The organism is Marinifilum fragile JCM 15579 (assembly GCF_001310955.1).
GTDB classification, from domain to species: domain Bacteria; phylum Bacteroidota; class Bacteroidia; order Bacteroidales; family Marinifilaceae; genus Marinifilum; species Marinifilum fragile.
Map to the genome: position 1 here is coordinate 114,111 of NZ_BAZX01000002.1, position 22,141 is coordinate 136,251.

The window sequence follows — 22,141 nt, forward strand, 5'->3', positions numbered from 1 at the left end:
GTTATTCTTAAATTTTGCCTACTAAGTCGATGCTAGGCTGTAAAGTTTCATTCCCTTCTTCCCATTTAGCAGGACAAACCTCTGATGGATTCTTTGCAACAAACTGTAAAGCTTTTAATCTACGTAGCAATTCATCGGCATTTCTACCTACATTACCTGCAACTACTTCGTATGCTACAATTTCTCCTTCTGGATTTACAATGAAAGTTCCACGTTCAGCCAAACCTACTTTTTCAATCATTACATCAAAACCACGAGATAAAACTCCTGTTGGATCTGCTAACATTGGATATTGAATCTTCTTGATGGTATCTGAAGTATCGTGCCAAGCTTTGTGTACGAAGTGTGTATCGGTTGATACAGAGTAAATTTCGCAATCTGCAGCTTTAAATTCATGATAAAGATTTGCAAGATCTTCCAATTCGGTTGGACACACGAAGGTGAAGTCGGCAGGGTAGAAGAAAAAGACAGACCATTTTCCTAATAAATCTGATTTTTTAATTGTTTTAAAATCATTATTTGCAAATGCTTGCACTTCAAAATCTACTACTTGTTTTCCAATTTGTGACATACTTTGTTTTTTATGTGATTATTTTATTGTTTTGTTTTTATCTGCTGCAAATCTAATTTTCGATTTTATATAAATCAAATAGATAATAATTCTAAAATCATAGAAATAATCAATAAGAATAAACCAATTCCCTTATTCATAGGTGTTTGTATGATTTAAAGAAAGTTGGGGAAGGGTAAAAAAATAAACGAGTACAAACTGAATTGTACTCGTTTTCTCATTGTAAGGTGAGATTTAGGATTTATAATCTATTAAATGTTTGGTTCAATATGAACTCAAACGATGTTACTAAATTAATGAATTGCTTTTAAATTTCAACTCGATTGTTCATTAATGCTTTAATTGATTCTGCCAATCGTTCAACACCAATTCTGTTTTGTTCTTCATCCATGAACGAAAAATTAATTCTCATGGTGTTTTTGCCACTTCCATCGCAGTGGAATACCGAACCAAGAACAAAAGCTACATTTTTTTCGATTGCAATCTTAAAAAGCTCTTCTGCATCCATACCTTCAGGCAATTTTAAGAATAAAAATAATCCACCTTCTGGTTTAGTCCAACTTACACCTTCGGGCATAAAATCTTCAAAAGCTTTAAGCATTACATCTCTTTTTCGGTGATACATTTCGATAATATTCTTCAAGTTTTTATCGAACAAACCTTCTTCAATATATTCTGCAACAATCTTTTGTGTGAAAGATGCTGTGCACAAGTCAGTTGATTGTTTGGCTTTTACAAATTTATCAATGATTGCCTCGTGGGCAACGACCCAACCAATTCTAAAGCCAGGGACAAAGATTTTTGAAAATGTTCCCAAACTCATTACTTGGCCTGTATTATCAAGTTCATACATCATTTTTTGTACTTCTCCTTCGAACCTTAATTCTCTGTATGGACTATCCTCAATAATTAGAATATTGTATTTTCGTGCTAATTCTATGATTTCCAATCGACGAAATTCTGGCATCGTGATACCGGCAGGATTCTGGAAGTCGGGAATAACATAGATAAATTTAGGCATTTCACCTTTTTCCTGCATTTTTTCTAGTGTTTCTTCCAATAAATCAGATCGCATACCGTACTCATCGAATTGAATTCCTATAGGAATTCCTCCATAGCTTGAAAATGCGCCTAAACCACCTAAATAGCTGGGTAATCCACAAATAAATTTATCGCCTCGGTTTAAAAATATCTTACCAGCCAGGTCCAAACCTTGTTGTGATGAAGTCAGGATTACAAGGTTATCTGTATTAATTTGCAGACCCTGATTTTGATAACGTTTGGTAAGGATCTCACGAAGTTTACTATCACCTTCTGTTGCACCGTATTGAAGTGCTGAATTTCCTTCTTCATCAAGAATTTTACAGGATATCTTTTTGAGGTCATCAATTGGAAAAGATTTTGGATCAGGTAAACCACCTGCAAACGAAATGATATCATCTCGCTGGGTTAATTTTAACAGTTCTCTGATTACCGACCGCTTCATTCCTTTTGCACTGTCGGAAAGAATGCTTTCTAAGTTAGTTATCATTTTGATCTCCCTTTTGATTAGTTTATGTTATGATTTTTTGAAAATCAGGCATTTTGGCCACTAATAAATTTACGTTTTTATAGCGGTAAAACCATAGAATTATAAACAAATGGGATTTTAAAATGACAATTTATAATAAATATGCATTTAAAACTTTAAAACAATCAAATCAGCTCTCTAAGCTTCTCAAGTTGCTTGTTTTTGTTAACATTTCGCATACTTCTGGCTGTTTTTGTAAAATATTGATGATTTTCTATGAATCGGATTTGCAGTCTGTTCCATTCATCAATACTTTTAATTTTTCCATATTCTTTAAGTTCTCTGTACAGATTTCCCGAAACAGGAATAAAATCTGTTCTTCCGAGGTAATCCAAATCTGCATCACAAATGATCATTTCCAATAAGGATTCTGGTTGTGGTGGATGCTTGGTATGCATAATCAGATTTGAAACTTCATCAATTTGTTTTTCGCTGTATTTGTATTTTGGAAGGATGTGTCTTGCTAGTTTCACACCGAATTCCTCGTGATCGTTGTAAGAAAGAATAAAGCCTGTATCATGGAAAAGGGCGGCAGTTTTGATAATAAGCATTTCTGCTTCTGTAATTCCCTCTTTTCGGCCAATAATCTCTACTTCCGTAATCACATCTATTGTATGTTTTAAGTTGTGATAATACAAGTTTTTAGGAAGTTCGTTTTCCATTTTTGTAAGAATGGTTTCTTCCAAATCATCGTAACGAAGCATTTGAAAGCTTGTTAGGAAATACTCATTAGGAAGTAATCCTTTCAAATCTGCCGACATATTTGGTAAGAATCCTTTTACGAAGTACATATCAATGTTTCCTTTGTATTTTACAGGCATTCTGCCGCGATATTCACAAATGAAAAAGTCTTTTACCAGCATGTATGTCATTCCTGATATATTAATTTCTCCAACAGCACCGGAAGACTCCATTCGACTGGCTGTATTTACCGTATCACCCCAAATATCATAACTGATTTTTTTTGTACCAACTACACCAGCAATAACAGGTCCGGTATGAATTCCGATTCTCAATCCCCAAATGGCCTTTTTCCCATCTTTCGAATTGATCTTCATATTATTCATGTATTGTTGAATTTCCAATGCAGCTAGAATTACCTCAATAGGGTTGGTTCTGTTTTTATTTGGAATACCTCCGGCACACATGTAGGCATCGCCAACAGTTTTTATTTTTTCGTATATTGTATTTTTCAACAACTGTATCAAAATGCATGAAAAATTTATCCAGTTCATCAATTAGATCTTCGGGATTCATTTGTTCTACAATTTTTGTAAAACCATGAATATCTGAAAAAAGTACGGTGACCATTCTAAATCTTCGGGAACTCACTTTTCCTTTGGATTGTAATTCTTCTGCAGTTTGTTTGGGAAGAAGGTTTGCCAGTAGTTTTTCTGCTTTTTCTTTCTTAAAAATTAACTCTTGATTCTTACTGTAAAATTCTCTTTCTATCTCACTTCTTTGTCTTCGAAGTTCAATTCTGAACCACAGAAAAAGAAACACTACAATTATTGAAAGAATTAAGCCAAATAGGATTATATTCTGTGAAAATAAACCAATTTCTACTTGACTCAATGTGTGCAACATCATATTAGATTTTACAAGAATTAAACAGAGAGTGTAATAAGTCATTCCAGAACGATTGTTAACCAAATATAAACGATGAGACTAAAAATAGGCAAGAATTTTTAATTATCGGACTGAAACAGAAAATAATCAACAAACTTTAACTGGTGTAATAAATTTGTTGTTTAAACAAAAAATACCTAAATTGATACCAGTTATGTTAATACATATTTTTACTGTTCCCCCTTTTAATCTAAACTATGGAAAGTACAAAAAGATCTTTACTTGTAGCATGGGATTTTTCAACTGTTGCTGAATATGCACTTGATCATGCAACTATTTTTGCGGAAAATGTTGAAGCTGAGGTTGTTTTAGTTCATATTGTTAAGAAAGAATCTCAAATAGAAGAAGCCAAAGACAAAATGGCGGAGGCTGTTGAGAAAATCTACAAGGAAAAAAATATTCGACCTGAATTCATTGTTCGTGATGGAAGCATATTTACTACTATTAATGATGTAGCCAAGGAAATGAATGCCATGCTTGTTCTTATGGGAACTCATGGAATTAAGGGCATGCAGAAACTTACTGGAAGTTGGGCCTTAAAGGTAATTGTAGGATCCAGAGTTCCGTTTGTTGTTGTTCAGGCCCCACCTGTTCAGAAAAAATACTCTTCGGTTGTTTTACCTGTGGATTTTAAGAAAGAGAATAAGGAGAAATTAAGTTGGGCAGAATTTTTAGGGAAGTTTTTTAAAGCTAAAATGCGCATTATCACGCCTAAAATGCCTGAAGGACAAATGTTACAACGAACAAAAGCCAATTTAGTTTTTGCTAAAAAGTATCTGGAAAGTAGAGGGATAGATTATGAAATTGATACTGCAGATGGAGGTAATGATTTTGCGATGGAAACTGTTGATTTTGCAAAGAAAATTGATGCAGATATTATATTGATTATGACCACTAAAAATATCTCTTTCCAGGATTATATGCTTGGTGCACACGAACAGTTTGTAATTGCTAATTCGGCTCATATTCCGGTAATGTGTGTAAACCCAAGAACCGATTTATCTAAATACGGTAGTTTTTACTAACGCTTATCTTATTAATCTCTATATTTGAACAACGGTTATTTAGCCGTTGTTTTTTGTTTGATATAAATGATAAAGAAAGATGAAATTAGTTTTTGCAACCAATAATATTAATAAATTAAAGGAGTTACAGCATTTACTTGGAGAAAAAGTTGAATTGCTAAGTTTGAATGATATCAGTTGTAATGATGAAATTCCGGAAGATTATGAAACTTTGGAAGAGAATGCAACTCAAAAAGCAGAATACATATACAAAAAATACAATGTGAATTGCTTTGCCGATGATACAGGTTTGGAAGTAAAATCACTTAACAATGAGCCAGGAGTTTATTCTGCTCGTTATGCTGGAGAAGACAAGGATGCCAAAGCCAATATGAAAAAGGTGTTGGCTAAATTGAAAGGAGTAGAAGATAGATCGGCAAGATTTAGAACGGTGATTTCATTGTTCTTAGATAATAAAGAGTACCAGTTTGAAGGAATTGTCGATGGTAATATTCTTGAATCGGAGAGAGGGAAGGATGGATTTGGCTATGATCCAATATTTGAACCTAAAGGATATGAGGTATCCTTTGCTGAAATGGAAATGAGTGAGAAGAATAAAATTAGTCATAGAGGGTTGGCTGTTCAGAAACTGGTTCAATTTTTATTAGATTACAAAAATTAATAAGTTGCTATGAGAAAGATTGCTATCCTTTTTGTTTTGACTTTTTACTTTAGCTTCATTCAAGCCCAAAATTTTGTAGGATGGAGTGAACATTTGCCTTATCGTAAAGCGAAACAATTGGTAGTATCTTCTGATTATATTTACTGTCTTACGGAATCAGGTCTGTTCTCTTATTCATTAATTGATAATGAAATAAAGTCATTTAGTAAAACAAATACTTTATCTGATTCAGATGTGTCATCAATGGCCTGGTCCGAAGATCATGAGACTCTTATTGTGGCTTATAAAAATGGAAATGTTGATTTATTAAGATATAACAAGCTTATAAATATTGATGACATTAAGAATTTTGCTGGCTTTGCTGATAAACAAATTAGGTGCATACATGTAAGAAATGGTATTGCTTATTTGGGAGCAAGTTTTGGAATTATTGCTCTCAATATAAGCAAGCAAGAAATTTCAGACACCTACTTGATTGGAGATAATGGATCCCAGATTCAAGTAAATGATATAATTACCGACGAAACGAGTATTTGGGCAGCAACAGAAAATGGAATTTTTAAAGCCAATTTAAATTCAAGCAACCTAGCTGATTTTAACAACTGGTCTCGAATTACCAATATTGCAAATAATACAAGGGCTTGTGTTGATCTTAGTGTTTTTGATGGCAAAGTGTTTGTGCTACGAAATGCAATTGGATCAGGTAGTGAAATATATCAATACAGCAATGATAATTGGATAGAATTTTATTCAAATGTAGACTCTATTTATTCAATTTTATCTTCGGGTAATAGTTTATATGTAGTTTTAAATGAGGAGATAATAGAGTTTAGTAAATTGGGGGTTGAAATTGGGAATATTTCCAGTTCTGAAACAGGTAATTTCAGAGATGTTTTATTAACAAATGATCGAGTTTTTATTGCCGATTATGAGGAATCTCTTTTGGAACAAAAAGGAAACGAATTTATTCAGATTAAGCCTGACGGACCATTTAGATCAAAGATATCATCAGTTTATTCTGTAGGAAAACACACTTGGGCCAGTTCTGGTATTTCCAATGAGAATATACCAGCAGAGTTGTATGATTTTGTTGATTCTAAATGGCAAAATTTTACAGAAAACAATCTTGCAGAGTTTAATGGCAAAAGTGATATCATTTGCATAACAGGTAACAAGAGAAATGAGTCAAGAGTTTATGCAGGTAGCTGGGGCGATGGCATATTTGAATTTGAAAATCAGGAATTAAGTAATTATTACAACTCTTCAAACTCACCTTTAGATAATTCTGAGATCGTTTCTATGGATTCTGAAGAGGATGGAACACTTTGGATCTTAGAAGCAAATTCCAATCATGGAATTAAAGCCTTAACCTATGAGAATGATTGGGTTTCTTTATCCTATAGTAGTTTGGATAATCGAACCGATTTACGAAAAATTATAGCATTGCAAAATGGTGATAAGTGGGTATTAAGGGGTATTGGAAGTTCATTATTTGCCTTTAATGTAAATGGAACAATTGCTAATAATGATGATGATGTAAGTAGTAGCTTCTCTGTGCGAGACGAAAATAATTCCAGCATTAGTTCACAAATTTACGATATTAAGGAAGATAAACAGGGAAGTGTTTGGGTTGGAACTTCAAGTGGAATTGCAGTTTATTCTGATCCGAATGCCTTATTTAGAGCAGGAGATTTTTATGCTTATCGACCTATTATTACTATAGATGGCTCTACTCAATATTTGCTTTCAACCGAAAAAGTTCAATGTATTGAAGTTAATGGAGCAAATCAGAAATGGCTGGGAACAGAAAATTCCGGGGCTTTCTTGGTCTCAGAAAATGGAGATAAACAGTTGACTCATTTTAATACTTTGAATAGTCCTCTTCCCTCAAATAATATCCAAAAAATATCAGTAAATCCTGAAACAGGAGAGGTTTTCTTTGTTACCGATAAAGGCATGGTATCATATAGGGGAAAGGTTACTGAAGGAACAGAGAATTACAACGATTTATATGTGTACCCAAATCCAGTTAGAGAGACTTACAGAGGAGATATCACTGTGAGTGGATTAATGAGCAATTCGACCGTTAAAATTACCAATGTAAGCGGGAATTTGGTTTGGGAAGGCAAATCGGAGGGAGGCCAATTTATTTGGGATGGTAAAAACTTTAGTGGATCAAGGGTGCATACAGGAGTGTATCTGATATTCTGTTCCAATGCTGATGGATCAAAATCTAAGGTCATTAAGCTGTTATTCATCAACTAAACCAATATGCTGTATCAAACCAAAGGCATAGTGTTGAATCGTGTTCAGTATGGAGAAACTAGTCTGATAGTGCACATTTATACCGAAAAGTTTGGTCGCCAAAGCTATATGGTAAAAGGTGGTCGCTCAAAAAAATCGAAAAGTAAAAGTAATTTGTTTCGGCCATTTTTCCTTTTGGATATGGAGGTGTATCACCGCGAGGGTAAAAATATCCAATCATTAAAAGAAGCACGACTTGCAGAAACCTTAAATAGCTTGATTTTTGATGTGCACAAAAGTTCTGTTGCTCTTTTCTTAACCGAAGTCCTTTCGAAAGTGTTACGTGAGGAAGAAGCTAATCAGGAACTGTTTGTTTTCCTGTATAATAGTATCCGTTACCTCGATTTGTCTGATGAATCGGTTGAATTATTTCACCTTTATTTCTTAACCAAACTTACGCGCTTTTTGGGTTTCTACCCACAAACGAACTGGTCTGAAGATGATACTTGTTTCGATATGGACAATGGAAGATTTGTATCAGTATACAATTCGCATGCTCATTGTTTAAAACAAGAAGAAAGTAAAGTGTTGTTTGATTTGTTTAATACTTCAATTGATAAGCTTAATGAATTAAAAATTAGTAACTATACGTCAAAAATACTTCTTCGAGGAATTTTGAATTTTTATGCGCTTCAGAGCCAAGGATTCTCTTCGCTTAAATCTCTTTCAGTGATTGAAGAGCTTTTTAATGACGACTAATTCTTAAATTTTTTTATGCTCTGTTTTGATCTTCCATGCTGATTAAATACATTTGCATGACTTATATGGCCCCATAGTTCAAGGGATAGAATAGTTGTTTCCTAAACAATAGATCCAGGTTCGAGTCCTGGTGGGGCTACCTAACCGAACAGGCTGACAATTTTGTCAGCTTGTTTTTTGTTTTAACCTTCCGAAATCATCTAGATTACTGGATGAAATCTCAAGTAAAGTATTTAATTTTGGTGTTCGATAATTTATCAACCTCAATATATTTCTTGGAGTTTTATTCTTCCCATGGGGCTTTAAGGTAAAATTGGTGTCCACAACCCGAACATCTCCATCTGGGGTTATCTTCTCCTAAGCAACACCCTCCAATAGCTATTTTACCTGCCTCAACATCTTTTAAAATACTGGAAGAAGGATATCCATACACATAGGTTGCTATGCGTGTTGAACCGCAGAAAATGCATTTTCTTGGCTTGTTTTTATACCTTTTCTTACTTTCTGACATATTCAAGAAATTAGTTTTCAATCTCTACTTCTGTGAGTTCTTCCTTAATACCATATATCTGATTAAGCTTAAGATCATGTTTGCTTTTTAGTATCTCAAGGAATTGATTAAAACAAGTCCTTACAAAGAACAAAAACCAACTTACAATACCGAATAATTTAAATCCGTCCTCAAAAAGAAAAACCAATTCATTTTCGGTAATAAAAACATCCATTAATATGGATAGGGCAAAAAAACTTAAAGCCAATAGAAGCAAGACATATTCAGTATCTAAAATATCTTTTCTGAATTTTAACAGGTAGCTTGCAATGAGCGTTAGATATATGAGGTAAACTATTATTTCAGGAATATGAAAATATTTTGGGTAGATGATTTCATGGAACATAAACAGATCATCTAAGAGTAGCATTAATGTAATTAATCCCGAATAGAATAGAAATTTTGGATTTAAGACTTTCTTATTCATCCAACAAACTGCTGAGCTAAAGAAACAGATAGCGACTGTGGAACACCAAAATAAGATGCCAATATTTGAGATCACTCCTGTTAATGGATGTCCATTAAGTAAGTGTATTGGATCACGTGTGAATTTAGACAAAGGAATGTTGAAATAGTTTCCAATTATCGCAATGGCCATTAGAATTATGAAAACAATTAGATAGTTAAGAATCAAAAAAGAACTTAGATTTTTTAATTGATGAATTGTGTTTTGTGTAAACGACCAAATTGTTTTCATAATTTATGGTTAATTTTGTTGTGCGGTACATCTAATTTAATTAAAGTGAGAGTTTTGTGCAAATTTTTAAATGTCACGATAATTAGTTAGGTCACAGAATCTTCTTAAATACTACAATATGAGGATAGATAATTGCTGTATTGCTTTGTTAGGGCATTAACTCATCTTCTGTAAACGGCAAAATATTATTACATTTCACAAGAAATATAACAAACATACCTGTAATTTAATGATGGAATATCTCTCTAAAAGCCAAGCAAGAAAATTGGTATTGTTGTCTCAAAAGTTGCCACCTGTAAATACAAAAGGGAGAGCAATTCAAAATACGCTTGATGCTATCGAGCATTTGGGCTATATCCAAATTGATACCATTTCGGTAATTCAACGTGCACATCATCATACCATTTGGGCTCGAAATCCAAAGTATCAAGCTTCACATCTCGATGACTTGCTTGCGGATAAAAAGGTATTTGAATATTGGTCGCATGCAGCGGCATATCTGCCTATGCGAGATTTTCGTTTTAGTTTAATACGAAAGCATGCAATAGCAAGTGGGTCCCAAAATCACTGGTACGAAAGAGATGAGAATTTAATGAAATCCATCATGAAGCGAATTGAGGAAGAAGGTCCTTTAATGGCAAAAGATTTTGAGAATACCGATAAAAAAAGAAGAGATTGGTCGAGTAAACCTGCCAAAAGAGCTTTGGAGAACCTGTTTATGCAGGGAGATTTAATGATTCCTTGCAGAAATAATTTCCATAAAGTCTATGACCTTACCGAAAGGGTAATTCCAAATGATATTGATGTTTCCATGCCATCCGAAGAGGAATACATTCGTTTCCTGATTGTTCGTTACCTTGAGGCAAACGGTTTGGGATTGGCTTCAGAAATGGTCTACCTGTTGAAAAATACCAAATCCTTAGTAGAAAATCATTTGAAAGAAATGCACTTGAGCGGAGAGTTACTGCAAATAAAAGTAGGAGAGATGAATTATTATGCTCTGCCCAATGTTCTCGAATTGTTGAATAAGCCTTTATCTCGTAGCAAACTAAAAATTCTTTCACCATTCGATAATTTGTTAATTCAACGAAAGCGCATGCAAACCTTATTCGATTTCGATTACCAGATTGAATGTTACCTGCCTGAGGCCAAGCGAAAATTTGGTTATTTTTCCTTGCCAATTCTTTGGGATGGAAAATTGGTGGCCAGAATGGACTGTAAGGCTGATAGAAAGACATCAGTATTACATGTCAATCATTTGGTATTAGAAACCAATCTGAAGAAAACAGATGCTTTTTCCGAAGCCTTATCAAAAGAATTGAAAGCCTTTATGGACTTTAATGATTGCAATTCTCTGAAAGTTCACAGAACAACACCTGATTCATTTCATGTTGCAATGGATAAGTTTTAAAAGGAGTAATATCCTTGTTTTAACAATTAAAAGCAGATTTTTTTATAATTTCGTCCCTATAATTCAGAAAATAAACGATTAATAGTATAGATATGGATATTAAAGCACTTAATGAGGAATTAAGAGGAAAATCTCCAAAAGAGATTATTGAATGGGCAATTGCATATGGTAAAAAGGCTGTGGTTACCACAAACTTTAGACCTTACGAAGCCGTTATTTTGCATGCCTGTGCAGAGGTGAAAAAGGATATTCCTGTAATTTGGTGTGATTCAGGATACAATACTTCTAATACCTATCGTCATGCTGAAGAAACCATTAAGCAATTGAACCTAAATGTAAAATTGTATGTGCCTAAGCAAACAGCCGCACATCGCGATGTGGTTATGGGTATTCCTGATATCAATGATCCTAAGCACAAAGAATTTACCGAACAGGTAAAATTGGAGCCTTTCCGCAGAGCAATGGAAGAGCACAAACCAGATGTTTGGTTCACAAACTTGAGAAAAGGTCAAACTGCTTTCCGAGATTCTATTGATATTCTTTCTCTATCAGCAGATGGAATGCTAAAAGTAAGCCCGTTTTACAACTGGAGCGACGAAGAAATGGACAAATATCTTGCTGAGAACAATTTGGGAATTGAAACCAAATATTTTGATCCAACAAAAGTTCTAGGAAACAGAGAATGTGGTCTACATGCCTAGTGATTTAAATAGGCTTATTTAAAAGCTTAATACAAAATATTTAAACGCCTTCTTCCTTTTGTATGGATGGAGGCGTTTTTTAGTGCCTAAAACCGTATGAAAAGGCTTAATACCATTTGCGGGGGCATAAAACCAAATGCGGAGTCATAAAACCATTTGCGGAAACGAATCTAACCTAGTAGAGACCATTCGAAGAGGTAAACTATCGATTTTACCGATTAATTTGCCAATTCTACCATAAGATTTGTCAATTTTGAGCTTGCGGAATCAATTCTACCATCCAATATATCGATCCTACCAATAAAAAAGCCAATCCGAAGCATGATTTATCAATCCTAGCTATGAATTAAGCCAATCGAAATCTTTAAACTGCATAAAAACCTTCTTTCTTAAACTCCTCCAACTTCTTTTCGAATAGTACCGAGAAATTACTCAGTTCGGCTTTGTGTTTATCTGCAAATGAAAAACGAAAAGGGGAGTGGCGTTCGCATAAGTCTTTAAATTCTGGACTAAAATCTTTTGGGTTTGCAATTACCGAGGAAGCGAATAACAATCCAAAACTACGTTTAATCAATCCCTGGAATGCAATTTCGTTTGGATAAACTTTCTTTACTGTTGCCAAAACTTCTTTTCCCAGATGGTAGGTTTTACACAACATTCTATCGAGATATTGTGAATGCAGGTTTTTAGAGAAACAGGTAAAAACTCCTTCATACAAATCATCTCTGGCATCTTGTAAATCGTCTAATATCTGTAAATATGCACCATATTCGTAAAGAAAATGAAGCTGATCATAGCTCAATTCTCCTGCAATTAAATATCCATCGGCAATAACTGATGTTGCACCTTTGCTTACCGCAATTTCGAAACATTCAATATCACTCATGAGTGTTTTTTTAGTCAATGCAATGCTTCTGGTTTGGGCATGATGAATATCCAGTAAACTTTCGTACACTTTGGGGTAATTGCTTCGATCATAATCGTCCTCTATCATTCCAACCAATTGATAGATTTTTTCTTCCGCTTCGCTTTTTGCAATTACCTCTTCGCCTTTTAATCGCAGCTCAAAACGTTCCGAAAATTCAATTTTATCATGATGGGAGATTCTTCGGGAATCGATAAAATTATCGGTATACGGATAAAGAAGACTATAGGCCAAAGTAGATGAAGTAGTTTCAACAGGATATCCAAACAAGGCTTGAAGACCAAAAACAATCCACTGGTTTCTTAAGGCCTGAAAAAGTTCCTCATTGCCCAAGTTCGAGTCAAATTGAAGGGCTTTTCGGATAAAATCTTTAGTGGCATGAATCATATCATCCGAAAAAATCAGTTGTAATTGATCATTGGAGTACGATAACTCCTCTTTAAAGAAGGATTTGCACTTTTTAAAAAGCAATTCATTTTCGAGGTTCTCTTTTTCGCTGTTCGATTTTACAAAGCTGAGAAATCGTTCACACTTTAATTCCCAAATGTATTTCTCAATAAAAGAGAATTTTGGCTTATTGGCAGGGAATTCTTCCATGCAATTTAGCCATTTGTTTATGAATTGATTTAGAAACTTGTTGTATGCTTTTGTGTGGTCAATCATCTGGTAATTTGTTCATTTACTGATACAAATTGAGAAAAATATCCGAAGCATGAAATTTAAATCGTTCAAAGCCAATAATTGCCTGCTGAATGCATTTTTTGCACAGCTATGGCAGGATATCAGACCTTAATTCGTTGATTCTGAAAAATGAAATCTTTACTTTAGCAGTTTAATTTTTAAAATTTTATCAAACTGTAAGTGGATATCAGTCCAGATTAGTTAAATGATTTTGCATTTTACTGTTTGCTGATCACTGCTTACTGATTACTGTCAAAATATGAAATTCACAATACTTGAACCAATCGGAATGACCGCCTGTAAATATGGTCAGTTGAAAAAAGAATTCGAAGAATTGGGACATGAGTTGGTGTTCTTTGGAGATCGAAATGAGGACGAACAAGAGCTAATCAAAAGAGCAGAGGGAGCCGATGCGATTGTAGTTAGCAATATTCCAATTACCAAAAAAATTATTGATGCCTGTCCAAAGCTTTCCATGATTTCAGTTGCTTTTACCGGAGTAGATCATATCGATATGCAGGCATGTAATGATCGAAATATTCTGGTTTCCAATGCTGCCGGGTTTTCTAATGAATCCGTTGCCGAACTTACCATTGGTATGATTTTATCGGTATACCGTAAGATTGTTGGCGGCGATGCTATGACTCGTTTTGGCGGCGATCGCGGAGGTTTTTTAGGAACAGAGCTTAATGGAAAAACTTTGGGAATAATTGGAGCTGGTGAAATAGGCCTTAGGGTGGCCGAAATTGCAAAAGTTTTCAATTGTAAGGTTCTTGCCTATAGCCGAAGCGAAAAGAGCGTAGAAGGCGTTAAATTCGTCGATAAGGAGACTTTATTAAAGGAGTCGGACATTGTATCATTGCATGTGCCATTAACACCGGAAACAAAAGGATTAATGGGCAAGGAAGAATTCCAATTAATGAAACCAAACGCAATTCTAATTAATACAGCTCGTGGCCCTGTGGTGAATAGCGATGCCTTGTGTTGGGCTTTGGAAGAATCAGAAATTGCAGGAGCAGCTGTTGATGTATACGAAAAAGAACCACCATTGGATAAAGAACATGTTTTGTTTACTGCACCAAACCTAATTATGCTTCCGCACATTGCCTATGCAACCAACGAATCATTCGAAAAACGAATTGATATCGTAATGGAAAATATAAAATTGTGGTTACAAGGCAAACCAAGAAATATAATGAATTAGAGAATTTCCAAAAATCAAATCCCAAGCTCCATTTGGAATTTGGGATTTGTATTCTGGAGCTTTATTTTACAATCTTTACCAACTGTGTAATTCCTGTCAACTTTCCTTTCTTATTATAGGATTCACTTCGAATGGTCCCAATATCTTTCGAAATCCACATTACATTGCGCATGGTAACATTCACAAAGCCGGTTTTACTCTGAACCTCTTCGGAAAGTTTATAGCATTTAAAATTACCCGCGGGTGTATCAATATTTTCTAAAGCTTCAACCTTTCGATTTACAATATTGGTAGTCATATTCATGTTCATTACTCCACCTTCAATCGAAATGGTAATTGATCCATCTTTTAATGATTGTCCTGGTTTTAAGTTTGGCGGATACATCAATTCATCTGTGGTAACTTTAACTTCCATATTCTGAAAAGCTTCCATTTGTTTTTGATTCAGGTACTGATCCATATCAATGTAAAATTCATTGCCTTTACAACGGAATGTAATGGTGTCTGATAAAATTACTTTGTCTTTTGAATTTTCATCCATTGTAGTTTGTAACATGGAGTAAATGGTTTCACCACCTTTATTTTTAATCGATAGTAGTTTTTGGGAATACGAGCCTATTACTTTTCCTTTCTGATTAGTCATTTCGTAATGCAACTCGGTTCCAACCGTGTTGGGAATGTAAATGGTACATTCTTGGGCAAGTATAATATCAATGCTCAAGCATAGAATAAGAATCAGATAAAATATCTTTTTCATGATAGTTGAATTGTGGACAAATGCCGTGGTTTAAAGTAAAAATGTACAAGTTGTCGAGTGGCAACCAATAGAGTGTATAGGATCTTTTAATTGACTATCTAATTTATCAAATTATGACGGGTGAGAAAAATAAATTTTATCAGGATTCTTAAAATTTAAGAGTGATTGGTCTTTTTTTTAATAAAGAAGTAGCGATTTAGAAAATCTTTGATACTTTTAAGTTTAAATCAAGTAATAATATGAAACTGGAAATAAAGGAATATCAATTTGGTGAACGTCCACAGGTAACCAGACCTGATAGAGAAATATTAACGATTCTGGGAGAAGAAGGAATCAGAAAATTAGTAGACGATCATTACAATCTTTTGCGCGAAAGTGAAATAGGCGCTCTGTTTCCTCCTGATGACAAAGAGTTTGAAGCAGCCAAGTTACGCTCATCAGATTTTTTCATTCAAATTTTAGGAGGACCACAATATTTCAATCAGAATCGAGGAGAACCAATGTTGGTGCGTCGTCATCGACCATTTAAAATTACGACTGAAGGAAGGAAAATCTGGCTTGAATGCTATCAGAAATTATTACCGGAACTTGGACTTTCAGATGAACTTTTAATGTCTTATTGGGATTATCTGAATGTGTTTTCAACTTGGATGGTAAATACCGAGGAATAAAAAAAGAGATCTGTTTTGCAGATCTCTTTTTAGTTATTTATGATTTAGTTCTTAATGTAGCGCCCTTCTTTGTCTTTAAAGCTTCCTACTGCGATAATGATAAAATCGATTAGGGTCCAAATACCAAACCCACCTAAGGTTAATAGCATTAATATTCCGGTTCCAATTTTACCAGCATAAAAACGGTGTACACCTAATCCTCCAAGGAAAAAGCATAATAATAACATTGCCACAAAATTCTTGTCGCTTCTTTCTACAACAACTTCCATAGTTAAATTTTAATTTGTTAAACGAATATACAAAATAGCAAAAATTATCACATCCAATGCTAATGCTACATAAAAAAAGCTGATGATTAATCAATCACCAGCTTTTTAAAATTATATTTTAGATGTTCTTATAAGATCAACATTGCATCACCGTAAGTTCCAAATCTGTATTTTTCTTTAATCGCCTCTTGGTAAGCAGCCATTACATTTTCATAACCTCCAAATGCACAAACCATCATCATTAAAGTAGAAAGTGGCAAGTGGAAGTTGGTAATCATTCTGTTTGGTACATGGAATTCATATGGAGGGAAAATAAACTTATTGGTCCATCCTTCATATGGTTTCAAAGTTCCCATAGTTGATACCGAACTTTCAAGAGTTCTCATTACGGTTGTACCAACTGCACAAACATTTTTCTTTTTCTTTTTAGCCGAGTTTACTTTCTCAACCGCTTCTTCTTCGATAAAGATTTGCTCAGAATCCATTTTGTGTTTGGTCAAATCTTCTACGTCAACAGTACGGAAATTACCCAAACCAACATGTAGTGTTACCTCAGCAAAATCGATACCTTTAATTTCCAAACGCTTCATTAACTCACGGCTAAAGTGCATACCAGCTGTTGGAGCAGCAACTGCACCTTCATGTTTTGCAAAAATGGTTTGGTAACGATCAGCATCTTCAGGTTCAACTGAACGATCGATGAATTTTGGAAGTGGAGTTTCTCCTAATCCGAAAAGAGTTTTTTTGAATTCATCGTATGGTCCATCGTATAAGAAACGAAGCGTTCTACCTCTTGAGGTTGTATTATCAATAACTTCGGCAACCAACAAATCGTCATCGCCAAAGTACAATTTATTACCAATTCTGATTTTACGAGCCGGATCAACCAAAACATCCCATAGTCTTTGTTCGCGATTTAATTCGCGCAACAAAAATACTTCAATTTCGGCACCTGTTTTCTCTTTGTTACCATACAAACGAGCAGGAAATACTTTGGTATTGTTGAACACCATAACATCTTCATCATCGAAATAATCGATTAAATCTTTAAAGATTTTGTGTTCAATTTTACCTGTATCTTTGTGAAGTACCATTAAACGAGATTCATCTCTGTTATAGGCTGGATGTAAAGCAATAAGTTCTGTAGGTAATTTATACTTAAACTTAGATAACTTCATAAGGCTGACTGACTTTTAAAAATATATTTTTTTGTTACTGCAAAAAGCGAAGCTTTCCTTTTTACGAAAAAGTTGCAAGATAGTTATAAATTTTCTAAGAATTTTATAAAATCTTCAATTTCAATAGCATCGTCGATTTTGAAATCGCCAATTTGAGTGCGTTGCAGAGCTGTTAAGTGAGCACCACTGTTTAAAGCCTGACCAATGTCACGTGCTAAAGCTCTGATATAGGTTCCTTTACTGCAAACCACTCTAATCTTCAGAACATTTTTGGCAAATTCGAGAACTTCGATTTCATCGATCACCAAAGTTTTCTTCTTGATTTCGACCTCCTGACCTTTTCGGGCATATTCGTAGGCACGTTTACCGTTTACCTTAACTGCCGAATAATCTGGTGGTCGTTGCTCAATACTTCCAATAAAACCTTTTAATGTTTCATCAACCAGTTCACGAGTAATGTGCTCTGTTGGATATTCCTGATCGATTTCTGTTTCCAAATCGAAGGAAGGAGTGGTTGCTCCTAATTGCAAAGTGGCAATGTATTCTTTCACCTGCGATTGATAAGTATCAATCTTTTTGGTGTATTTTCCAACACAAACAATCATCAATCCGGTAGCCAAAGGATCCAATGTTCCTGCATGACCAACCTTAATTTTTTTCACACGAAGCTTGTGCTTGATTTTGAACTTTACTTTGTTCACCAAGTCAAACGAAGTCCACTCATATGGCTTATTCAGCAGAATAAAAGCACCTTGTTGAAAGTCATTGTCGGTTTCGAATCGAATCATTAGAAGTGATTTGCCATTTTTACAATTAGGCTGCAAAAATAGCAATTACTCCGATAATCAGGCAATAAATGGCAAAATAGATTAGTTTTCCTTTCTTTACCAGCTTAATCATCCAGCTGCAAGCAAGTAGTCCAGAGATAAAAGCTGCAAAGAAACCAACGATTAAAGGTGTGACTTCAATGTTGCCATGAGAAGTAAATTCGCCACTTGCCAAACTCAGAATATTTTCACCGATAATAGGAACTAACACCATTAGAAAGGAAAATTTTGCAATATCTGCTTTTTTATTTCCGAGCAATAATCCTGTTGCGATAGTAGCTCCTGAACGTGAAATACCAGGTAGAATGGCAAAAGTTTGAGCTAACCCGATGATCAAGGCATCTTTGAAGGATATTTCTTTGTCTTTTTGTTTGGCATAGTAGGTAAATCCTAGCAAAGTTGCTGTTACCAATAACATGCAACCTACCAAAAGCAAAATACCATTGTTATCGAAAAGTGCTGATACTTCGTCTTTGAAGAAAATACCAACAATTCCAATTGGAATCATTGATACTGCTATTTTAAAAAGATATTGGGTAGATTCATTCCATTGGAAATGAAAAACATCCTTAACCAATGAAATAATATCCTTTCTAAACACAATAATGGTACTAAGTACTGTTGCACCATGAACAATTACAGTAAATGCAAGATTATTTTCAGCGTCAACGCCCAAAAGAGCTTTTCCAAGTTCAAGATGGCCACTGCTACTAACTGGTAAAAATTCAGTAAGTCCCTGGAGTAATCCAAGGATTAAGGCTTCAATCCAATTCATAAAATTAAGTAGTGTGTTTTTCCGATAGTTAATTCGGAATCAGATAGGTAGTATGTTATTTTTCTTCTTTTGGTTTCTTCATAATGGCATAAATTTCGAAAGCAAATCCGAACAATACAACCAATGGAGCAAGTGTAATTCGTCTAAAACTAAAAATGCTTTCGTCGAATACATTAGGATCATCAGATCCGCCACCCATCATAAGCAAAAATCCAATAATGATAATTCCAAAACCAATCAAAAGAAGTTTGTAATTTTCTTTGCCAAGAGCAAAGCCTGGTTTGTTATTTTGTTTGTTCATGTGTTCAAAAATTTATCCGTGTTCGGAAATCAATGCCAAATTTACAATAAATTTTACTGAATCAGCATTTAAATGTCTTAAGTTTTGTTAACTCCTAATCTTTAGTACAATGATCTTGATTCCAATCGTAAATATTTATTCACCGCAAATAAAGTGGAAATCCAGGTGATAAATAAACCCAAAATAACTATAAGTAAAAACAAAGCACCAACTAATTCAGTGTTGTCAAATGTAATAACCTGTCTAAACATTCTCTGTAAAAAGTAGATAAAACCAGAAAGCAGGGAATTTGCAATTAGGGCGCCTAAAAATCCATGTAGAAGACCTGTTTGCATAAATGGTTTACGTATAAAGCTTCCTGTAGCTCCAACCAATTGCATGGTGTTTATTATTAAGCGCTGAGAATATATTGACAATCGAATGGTATTGTTGATTAGTGTAAATGAAATAATAAATAAAACAACACTGCAACCCAAAAGAAAAAAACTGATAAACTTTACATTATCATTTACCAAATGAACAACGTTTTTCTGGTAGTAAACTTCTTGCACTTGAGAATATCTGGTAAAATCTTTTTCGATAACCGCAATGCTATCAGGATTGGCATACTCGGCATATAGTTTTACGTCGATTGTAGCCTGTAGAGGATTGTAACCCAAAAAAGAAATAAAATCTTCACCCAACTCTTCCTGTAGTTCTTTTGCTGCAGTTTCTTTATCAACAAATTCAGTAGATTTTACAAATTCTGTGGCATCTAGGTTTTTCTGTAAACGTCTTATATCCACTTCTTTCGCGTTGTCTTTTAGAATAATGGAAATACCTATATTCTCTTTCACATAGTTAGAAAGTTGATTTGCATTTAAAATGAGCAAACCTGTTAGTCCCAACATGAAAAGAACCAGAGAAATACTAATAACAGAAGTGATATAAGAGGAGCGCAAGCGGCGCTTTGAGCCTTTTTCTTTTTGTGCCATATGTTAGCTTGTTTTAAACCGATTAGAATCAATCATTAATTGGTCACTTGCGAAAATACAATTTTTTGATGAAAAGCTTCATGTTACCAGTTACAAGTTTCAAGCCCGAGAAATGGTTTTTAACAATTGAGTATTGCGATATACATTTTCATAAAATGACACATTCACTCATTCGCAAAGTCTTTTTTGTTAAATTTGTGATTGTATCACTACCAAATAGAAAAATACACATTGGGAATTATTCGACAACAAACCATTAAGGGAAGTTTCGTTTCGTATATCGGAGCGATTTTGGGATTTATAAATACAGGGATTCTTTTTCCTAGATTTTTAGAAGCCGATCAGATTGGATTGATCAATTGGATAGGACCGATGGCTGCCATTGTTGCACAGTTTTCTTCCTTAGGATTTAATAATGTTACTGCACGATTGTTTCCTTATTTCCGAAATGAAAACCGGAACCATAATGGATACTTGTTTATTTTGTTTTGGGTAGGGATGGCAGGATTTGCCTTGGCTTTAATCAGTTATTTCATTCTGCATCCCTTTGCTGTTGATGCTTACAAGGATGAATCTCCATTATATCTGGACTATTTGGTATATCTGATTCCGTTAGTATTTTTTACCATTTTCTTCAATTTATTTGATGCTTATAATCGGGTTTTATACGATGCAGTTTCAGGTACTTTTTTTAGAGATATCGTATTTAAAGTATTGAGTCTTACAATTATTCTGCTTTTCTCAATAAGTTTATTGGATTTTTCAGAATTTGTTCTGTTGTATGTAATTGCCTATTGTTTGCCAACTGTATTACTATTTCTACTGCTTTGGTTTAGGGGCAAAATTTCATTTAAATCAGACTTAAAATTTGTTCGTCCAACACTTAAGAAATCCATGATAAGTGTTTCACTTTATGGCATTTTAAATGGCTTGAGTGATAAATTAGCAAATCATATCGACAAGGTGATGATTGTGAGTTATGTAGGTTTGGGTGCTAATGGAATTTATGCTACAATGGCAAATTTTGGAGTATTGGTTTCGATGCCTGCCCGTAGTCTAAAAAAAATTGCAAGTACGGTTATTGCCGAGGCATGGAAAAAGAAAGATTTGAAAACAATTGCTCAGATTTACTCTCAAAGCGGTTTGCATCAATTTATGGTGGGTTGCCTTTTGTTTGTAGGTATTTGGATCAATATTGATAACGTAATTGAAATTGTAACGAATAGATTTATTGATGGGAAGTACGTTATCTTTTTCATTGGTATCGGGCATGTAATACAGATGGCATCAGGAGTGAGTGGTGTAATTATTCAATCATCGCCATACTATAAAATGCAAGCTGTATTCATGACTGTATATGGTTTTCTGGTAATTATTACCAACCTAATCATGATACCGATTTGGGGAATTACTGGAGCTGCCGTTGCATCAGTAACAGCAACTTTCTTCTTTAACTTATCCAAATATCTATTTTTACTAAAGAAGTACAAATTCCAACCCTTTAATTACCGGTATTTAACGGTGATGCTTGTTGCTGCCGCAGCTTATTACGCAGGAACATTATTACCAAAAATGGATTGGTTCGTATTCGATATTGCCATCAGATCAGCAATAGTTGGAGGAGTTTATTTGCTCTTATCCTTCGCTTTCGGCATATCGAAAGATTTTAATCGGTTTGTGAAAAAAGCAATCGGAATTTAGCTTATCCCTGATATAATCAGGGATAAATGAGCTAGGAATTTTTCCTTTAATGTGTCCTGA

The 22,141-nt window shown here is 34.4% G+C and carries 23 protein-coding genes and 1 tRNA gene; 10 read left to right on the forward strand and 14 right to left on the reverse strand.

What is annotated here, in order from left to right; all coding sequences use genetic code 11:
* Window positions 1–7: 7 nt before the first annotated feature.
* The 4 genes from ahpC to JCM15579_RS22150 all read right to left on the reverse strand — a co-directional run bounded on the left by ahpC (window position 8) and on the right by JCM15579_RS22150 (window position 3,773).
* A complete protein-coding gene (gene ahpC, locus JCM15579_RS02400) occupies window positions 8–571 on the reverse strand; it encodes an alkyl hydroperoxide reductase subunit C (RefSeq protein ID WP_054715206.1) in 564 nt (187 codons plus the stop codon).
* 307 nt (window positions 572–878) lie between these two features.
* Window positions 879–2,102, reverse strand: coding sequence for an aminotransferase-like domain-containing protein (locus JCM15579_RS02405; RefSeq protein WP_054715209.1), 1,224 nt, complete (start codon window positions 2,100–2,102; stop codon window positions 879–881).
* A gap of 164 nt (window positions 2,103–2,266) precedes the next feature.
* Window positions 2,267–3,376 carry an adenylate/guanylate cyclase domain-containing protein gene (locus tag JCM15579_RS02410; protein WP_306305804.1) on the reverse strand — a complete coding sequence of 370 codons (1,110 nt, stop codon included), beginning with the start codon at window positions 3,374–3,376 and terminating at the stop codon, window positions 2,267–2,269.
* A complete protein-coding gene (locus tag JCM15579_RS22150) occupies window positions 3,264–3,773 on the reverse strand; it encodes an adenylate/guanylate cyclase domain-containing protein (protein WP_306305805.1) in 510 nt (169 codons plus the stop codon). Before JCM15579_RS22150 ends, JCM15579_RS02410 begins: the two co-directional genes overlap by 113 nt.
* 194 nt (window positions 3,774–3,967) lie before the next feature.
* On the opposite strand from JCM15579_RS22150, the gene JCM15579_RS02415 reads away from it, so the two are divergent.
* The 5 genes from JCM15579_RS02415 (at window position 3,968) to JCM15579_RS02435 (ending at window position 8,598) form a co-directional block, all read left to right on the forward strand.
* The gene (locus JCM15579_RS02415; RefSeq protein WP_054715211.1) at window positions 3,968–4,795 is read left to right on the forward strand and encodes a universal stress protein; all 828 of its coding nucleotides are present in this window, start codon (window positions 3,968–3,970) and stop codon (window positions 4,793–4,795) included.
* 79 nt (window positions 4,796–4,874) lie between these two features.
* Window positions 4,875–5,456, forward strand: a complete 582-nt coding sequence (locus JCM15579_RS02420; RefSeq protein ID WP_054715213.1) for a non-canonical purine NTP diphosphatase — start codon at window positions 4,875–4,877, stop codon at window positions 5,454–5,456.
* Between the two features lie 9 nt (window positions 5,457–5,465).
* Entirely contained in the window at window positions 5,466–7,721 is a 2,256-nt protein-coding gene (gene porZ / locus JCM15579_RS02425) for a type IX secretion system anionic LPS delivery protein PorZ (RefSeq protein ID WP_054715216.1), read from the forward strand.
* Window positions 7,722–7,727: 6 nt separating this feature from the next.
* Window positions 7,728–8,459 carry a DNA repair protein RecO gene (gene recO, locus JCM15579_RS02430; protein ID WP_054715220.1) on the forward strand — a complete coding sequence of 244 codons (732 nt, stop codon included), beginning with the start codon at window positions 7,728–7,730 and terminating at the stop codon, window positions 8,457–8,459.
* A 67-nt stretch (window positions 8,460–8,526) separates the two neighbouring features.
* Window positions 8,527–8,598: transfer RNA gene (locus JCM15579_RS02435), tRNA-Arg, on the forward strand.
* A gap of 144 nt (window positions 8,599–8,742) precedes the next feature.
* Here the strand turns inward: JCM15579_RS02435 and JCM15579_RS02440 are convergent.
* Window positions 8,743–8,970 (reverse strand): hypothetical protein, encoded by a 228-nt coding sequence (locus JCM15579_RS02440; protein ID WP_054715223.1) that lies wholly within the window; start codon window positions 8,968–8,970, stop codon window positions 8,743–8,745.
* Between the two features lie 10 nt (window positions 8,971–8,980).
* Complete coding sequence (locus JCM15579_RS02445; protein WP_174888097.1) at window positions 8,981–9,706, reverse strand: DUF8692 domain-containing protein; 726 nt, start codon at window positions 9,704–9,706, stop codon at window positions 8,981–8,983.
* Window positions 9,707–9,935: 229 nt separating this feature from the next.
* On the opposite strand from JCM15579_RS02445, the gene JCM15579_RS02450 reads away from it, so the two are divergent.
* Both JCM15579_RS02450 and JCM15579_RS02455 read left to right on the forward strand, forming a co-directional pair.
* Complete coding sequence (locus tag JCM15579_RS02450; RefSeq protein ID WP_218186040.1) at window positions 9,936–11,117, forward strand: winged helix-turn-helix domain-containing protein; 1,182 nt, start codon at window positions 9,936–9,938, stop codon at window positions 11,115–11,117.
* A gap of 92 nt (window positions 11,118–11,209) precedes the next feature.
* Window positions 11,210–11,818 carry a phosphoadenosine phosphosulfate reductase domain-containing protein gene (locus JCM15579_RS02455; protein WP_054715227.1) on the forward strand — a complete coding sequence of 203 codons (609 nt, stop codon included), beginning with the start codon at window positions 11,210–11,212 and terminating at the stop codon, window positions 11,816–11,818.
* A 364-nt stretch (window positions 11,819–12,182) separates the two neighbouring features.
* Here JCM15579_RS02455 and JCM15579_RS02460 read toward each other — a convergent pair whose 3' ends face one another.
* Entirely contained in the window at window positions 12,183–13,406 is a 1,224-nt protein-coding gene (locus JCM15579_RS02460) for a hypothetical protein (RefSeq protein ID WP_054715230.1), read from the reverse strand.
* Window positions 13,407–13,683: 277 nt separating this feature from the next.
* Here JCM15579_RS02460 and JCM15579_RS02465 point away from each other — a divergent pair, with 277 nt between their 5' ends.
* On the forward strand, window positions 13,684–14,628 hold the full coding sequence (locus tag JCM15579_RS02465; protein ID WP_054715232.1) for an NAD(P)-dependent oxidoreductase: 945 nt from the start codon (window positions 13,684–13,686) through the stop codon (window positions 14,626–14,628).
* 61 nt (window positions 14,629–14,689) lie between these two features.
* On the opposite strand, the gene JCM15579_RS02470 is transcribed toward JCM15579_RS02465, so the two are convergent.
* Window positions 14,690–15,385, reverse strand: coding sequence for a TapB family protein (locus JCM15579_RS02470; RefSeq protein ID WP_054715234.1), 696 nt, complete (start codon window positions 15,383–15,385; stop codon window positions 14,690–14,692).
* Between the two features lie 239 nt (window positions 15,386–15,624).
* Between JCM15579_RS02470 and JCM15579_RS02475 the strand changes: the two genes are divergently transcribed.
* On the forward strand, window positions 15,625–16,056 hold the full coding sequence (locus JCM15579_RS02475) for a globin domain-containing protein (protein ID WP_054715237.1): 432 nt from the start codon (window positions 15,625–15,627) through the stop codon (window positions 16,054–16,056).
* 44 nt (window positions 16,057–16,100) lie between these two features.
* On the opposite strand, the gene JCM15579_RS02480 is transcribed toward JCM15579_RS02475, so the two are convergent.
* The 6 genes from JCM15579_RS02480 to JCM15579_RS02505 form a co-directional block, all read right to left on the reverse strand.
* The gene (locus JCM15579_RS02480) at window positions 16,101–16,325 is read right to left on the reverse strand and encodes a TM2 domain-containing protein (protein ID WP_054715239.1); all 225 of its coding nucleotides are present in this window, start codon (window positions 16,323–16,325) and stop codon (window positions 16,101–16,103) included.
* Between the two features lie 128 nt (window positions 16,326–16,453).
* Window positions 16,454–17,503 (reverse strand): tRNA preQ1(34) S-adenosylmethionine ribosyltransferase-isomerase QueA, encoded by a 1,050-nt coding sequence (gene queA / locus JCM15579_RS02485; RefSeq protein WP_054715245.1) that lies wholly within the window; start codon window positions 17,501–17,503, stop codon window positions 16,454–16,456.
* Between the two features lie 83 nt (window positions 17,504–17,586).
* On the reverse strand, window positions 17,587–18,291 hold the full coding sequence (truB, locus tag JCM15579_RS02490) for a tRNA pseudouridine(55) synthase TruB (protein ID WP_054715247.1): 705 nt from the start codon (window positions 18,289–18,291) through the stop codon (window positions 17,587–17,589).
* Window positions 18,292–18,316: 25 nt separating this feature from the next.
* A complete protein-coding gene (locus JCM15579_RS02495; protein WP_054715249.1) occupies window positions 18,317–19,105 on the reverse strand; it encodes an undecaprenyl-diphosphate phosphatase in 789 nt (262 codons plus the stop codon).
* A 55-nt stretch (window positions 19,106–19,160) separates the two neighbouring features.
* Complete coding sequence (locus JCM15579_RS02500; RefSeq protein ID WP_054715251.1) at window positions 19,161–19,406, reverse strand: DUF3098 domain-containing protein; 246 nt, start codon at window positions 19,404–19,406, stop codon at window positions 19,161–19,163.
* A 101-nt stretch (window positions 19,407–19,507) separates the two neighbouring features.
* The gene (locus JCM15579_RS02505) at window positions 19,508–20,380 is read right to left on the reverse strand and encodes a cell division protein FtsX (protein WP_054715253.1); all 873 of its coding nucleotides are present in this window, start codon (window positions 20,378–20,380) and stop codon (window positions 19,508–19,510) included.
* 231 nt (window positions 20,381–20,611) lie between these two features.
* Here JCM15579_RS02505 and JCM15579_RS02510 point away from each other — a divergent pair, with 231 nt between their 5' ends.
* Entirely contained in the window at window positions 20,612–22,081 is a 1,470-nt protein-coding gene (locus tag JCM15579_RS02510) for a lipopolysaccharide biosynthesis protein (RefSeq protein ID WP_054715255.1), read from the forward strand.
* Window positions 22,082–22,141 lie beyond the last annotated feature (60 nt).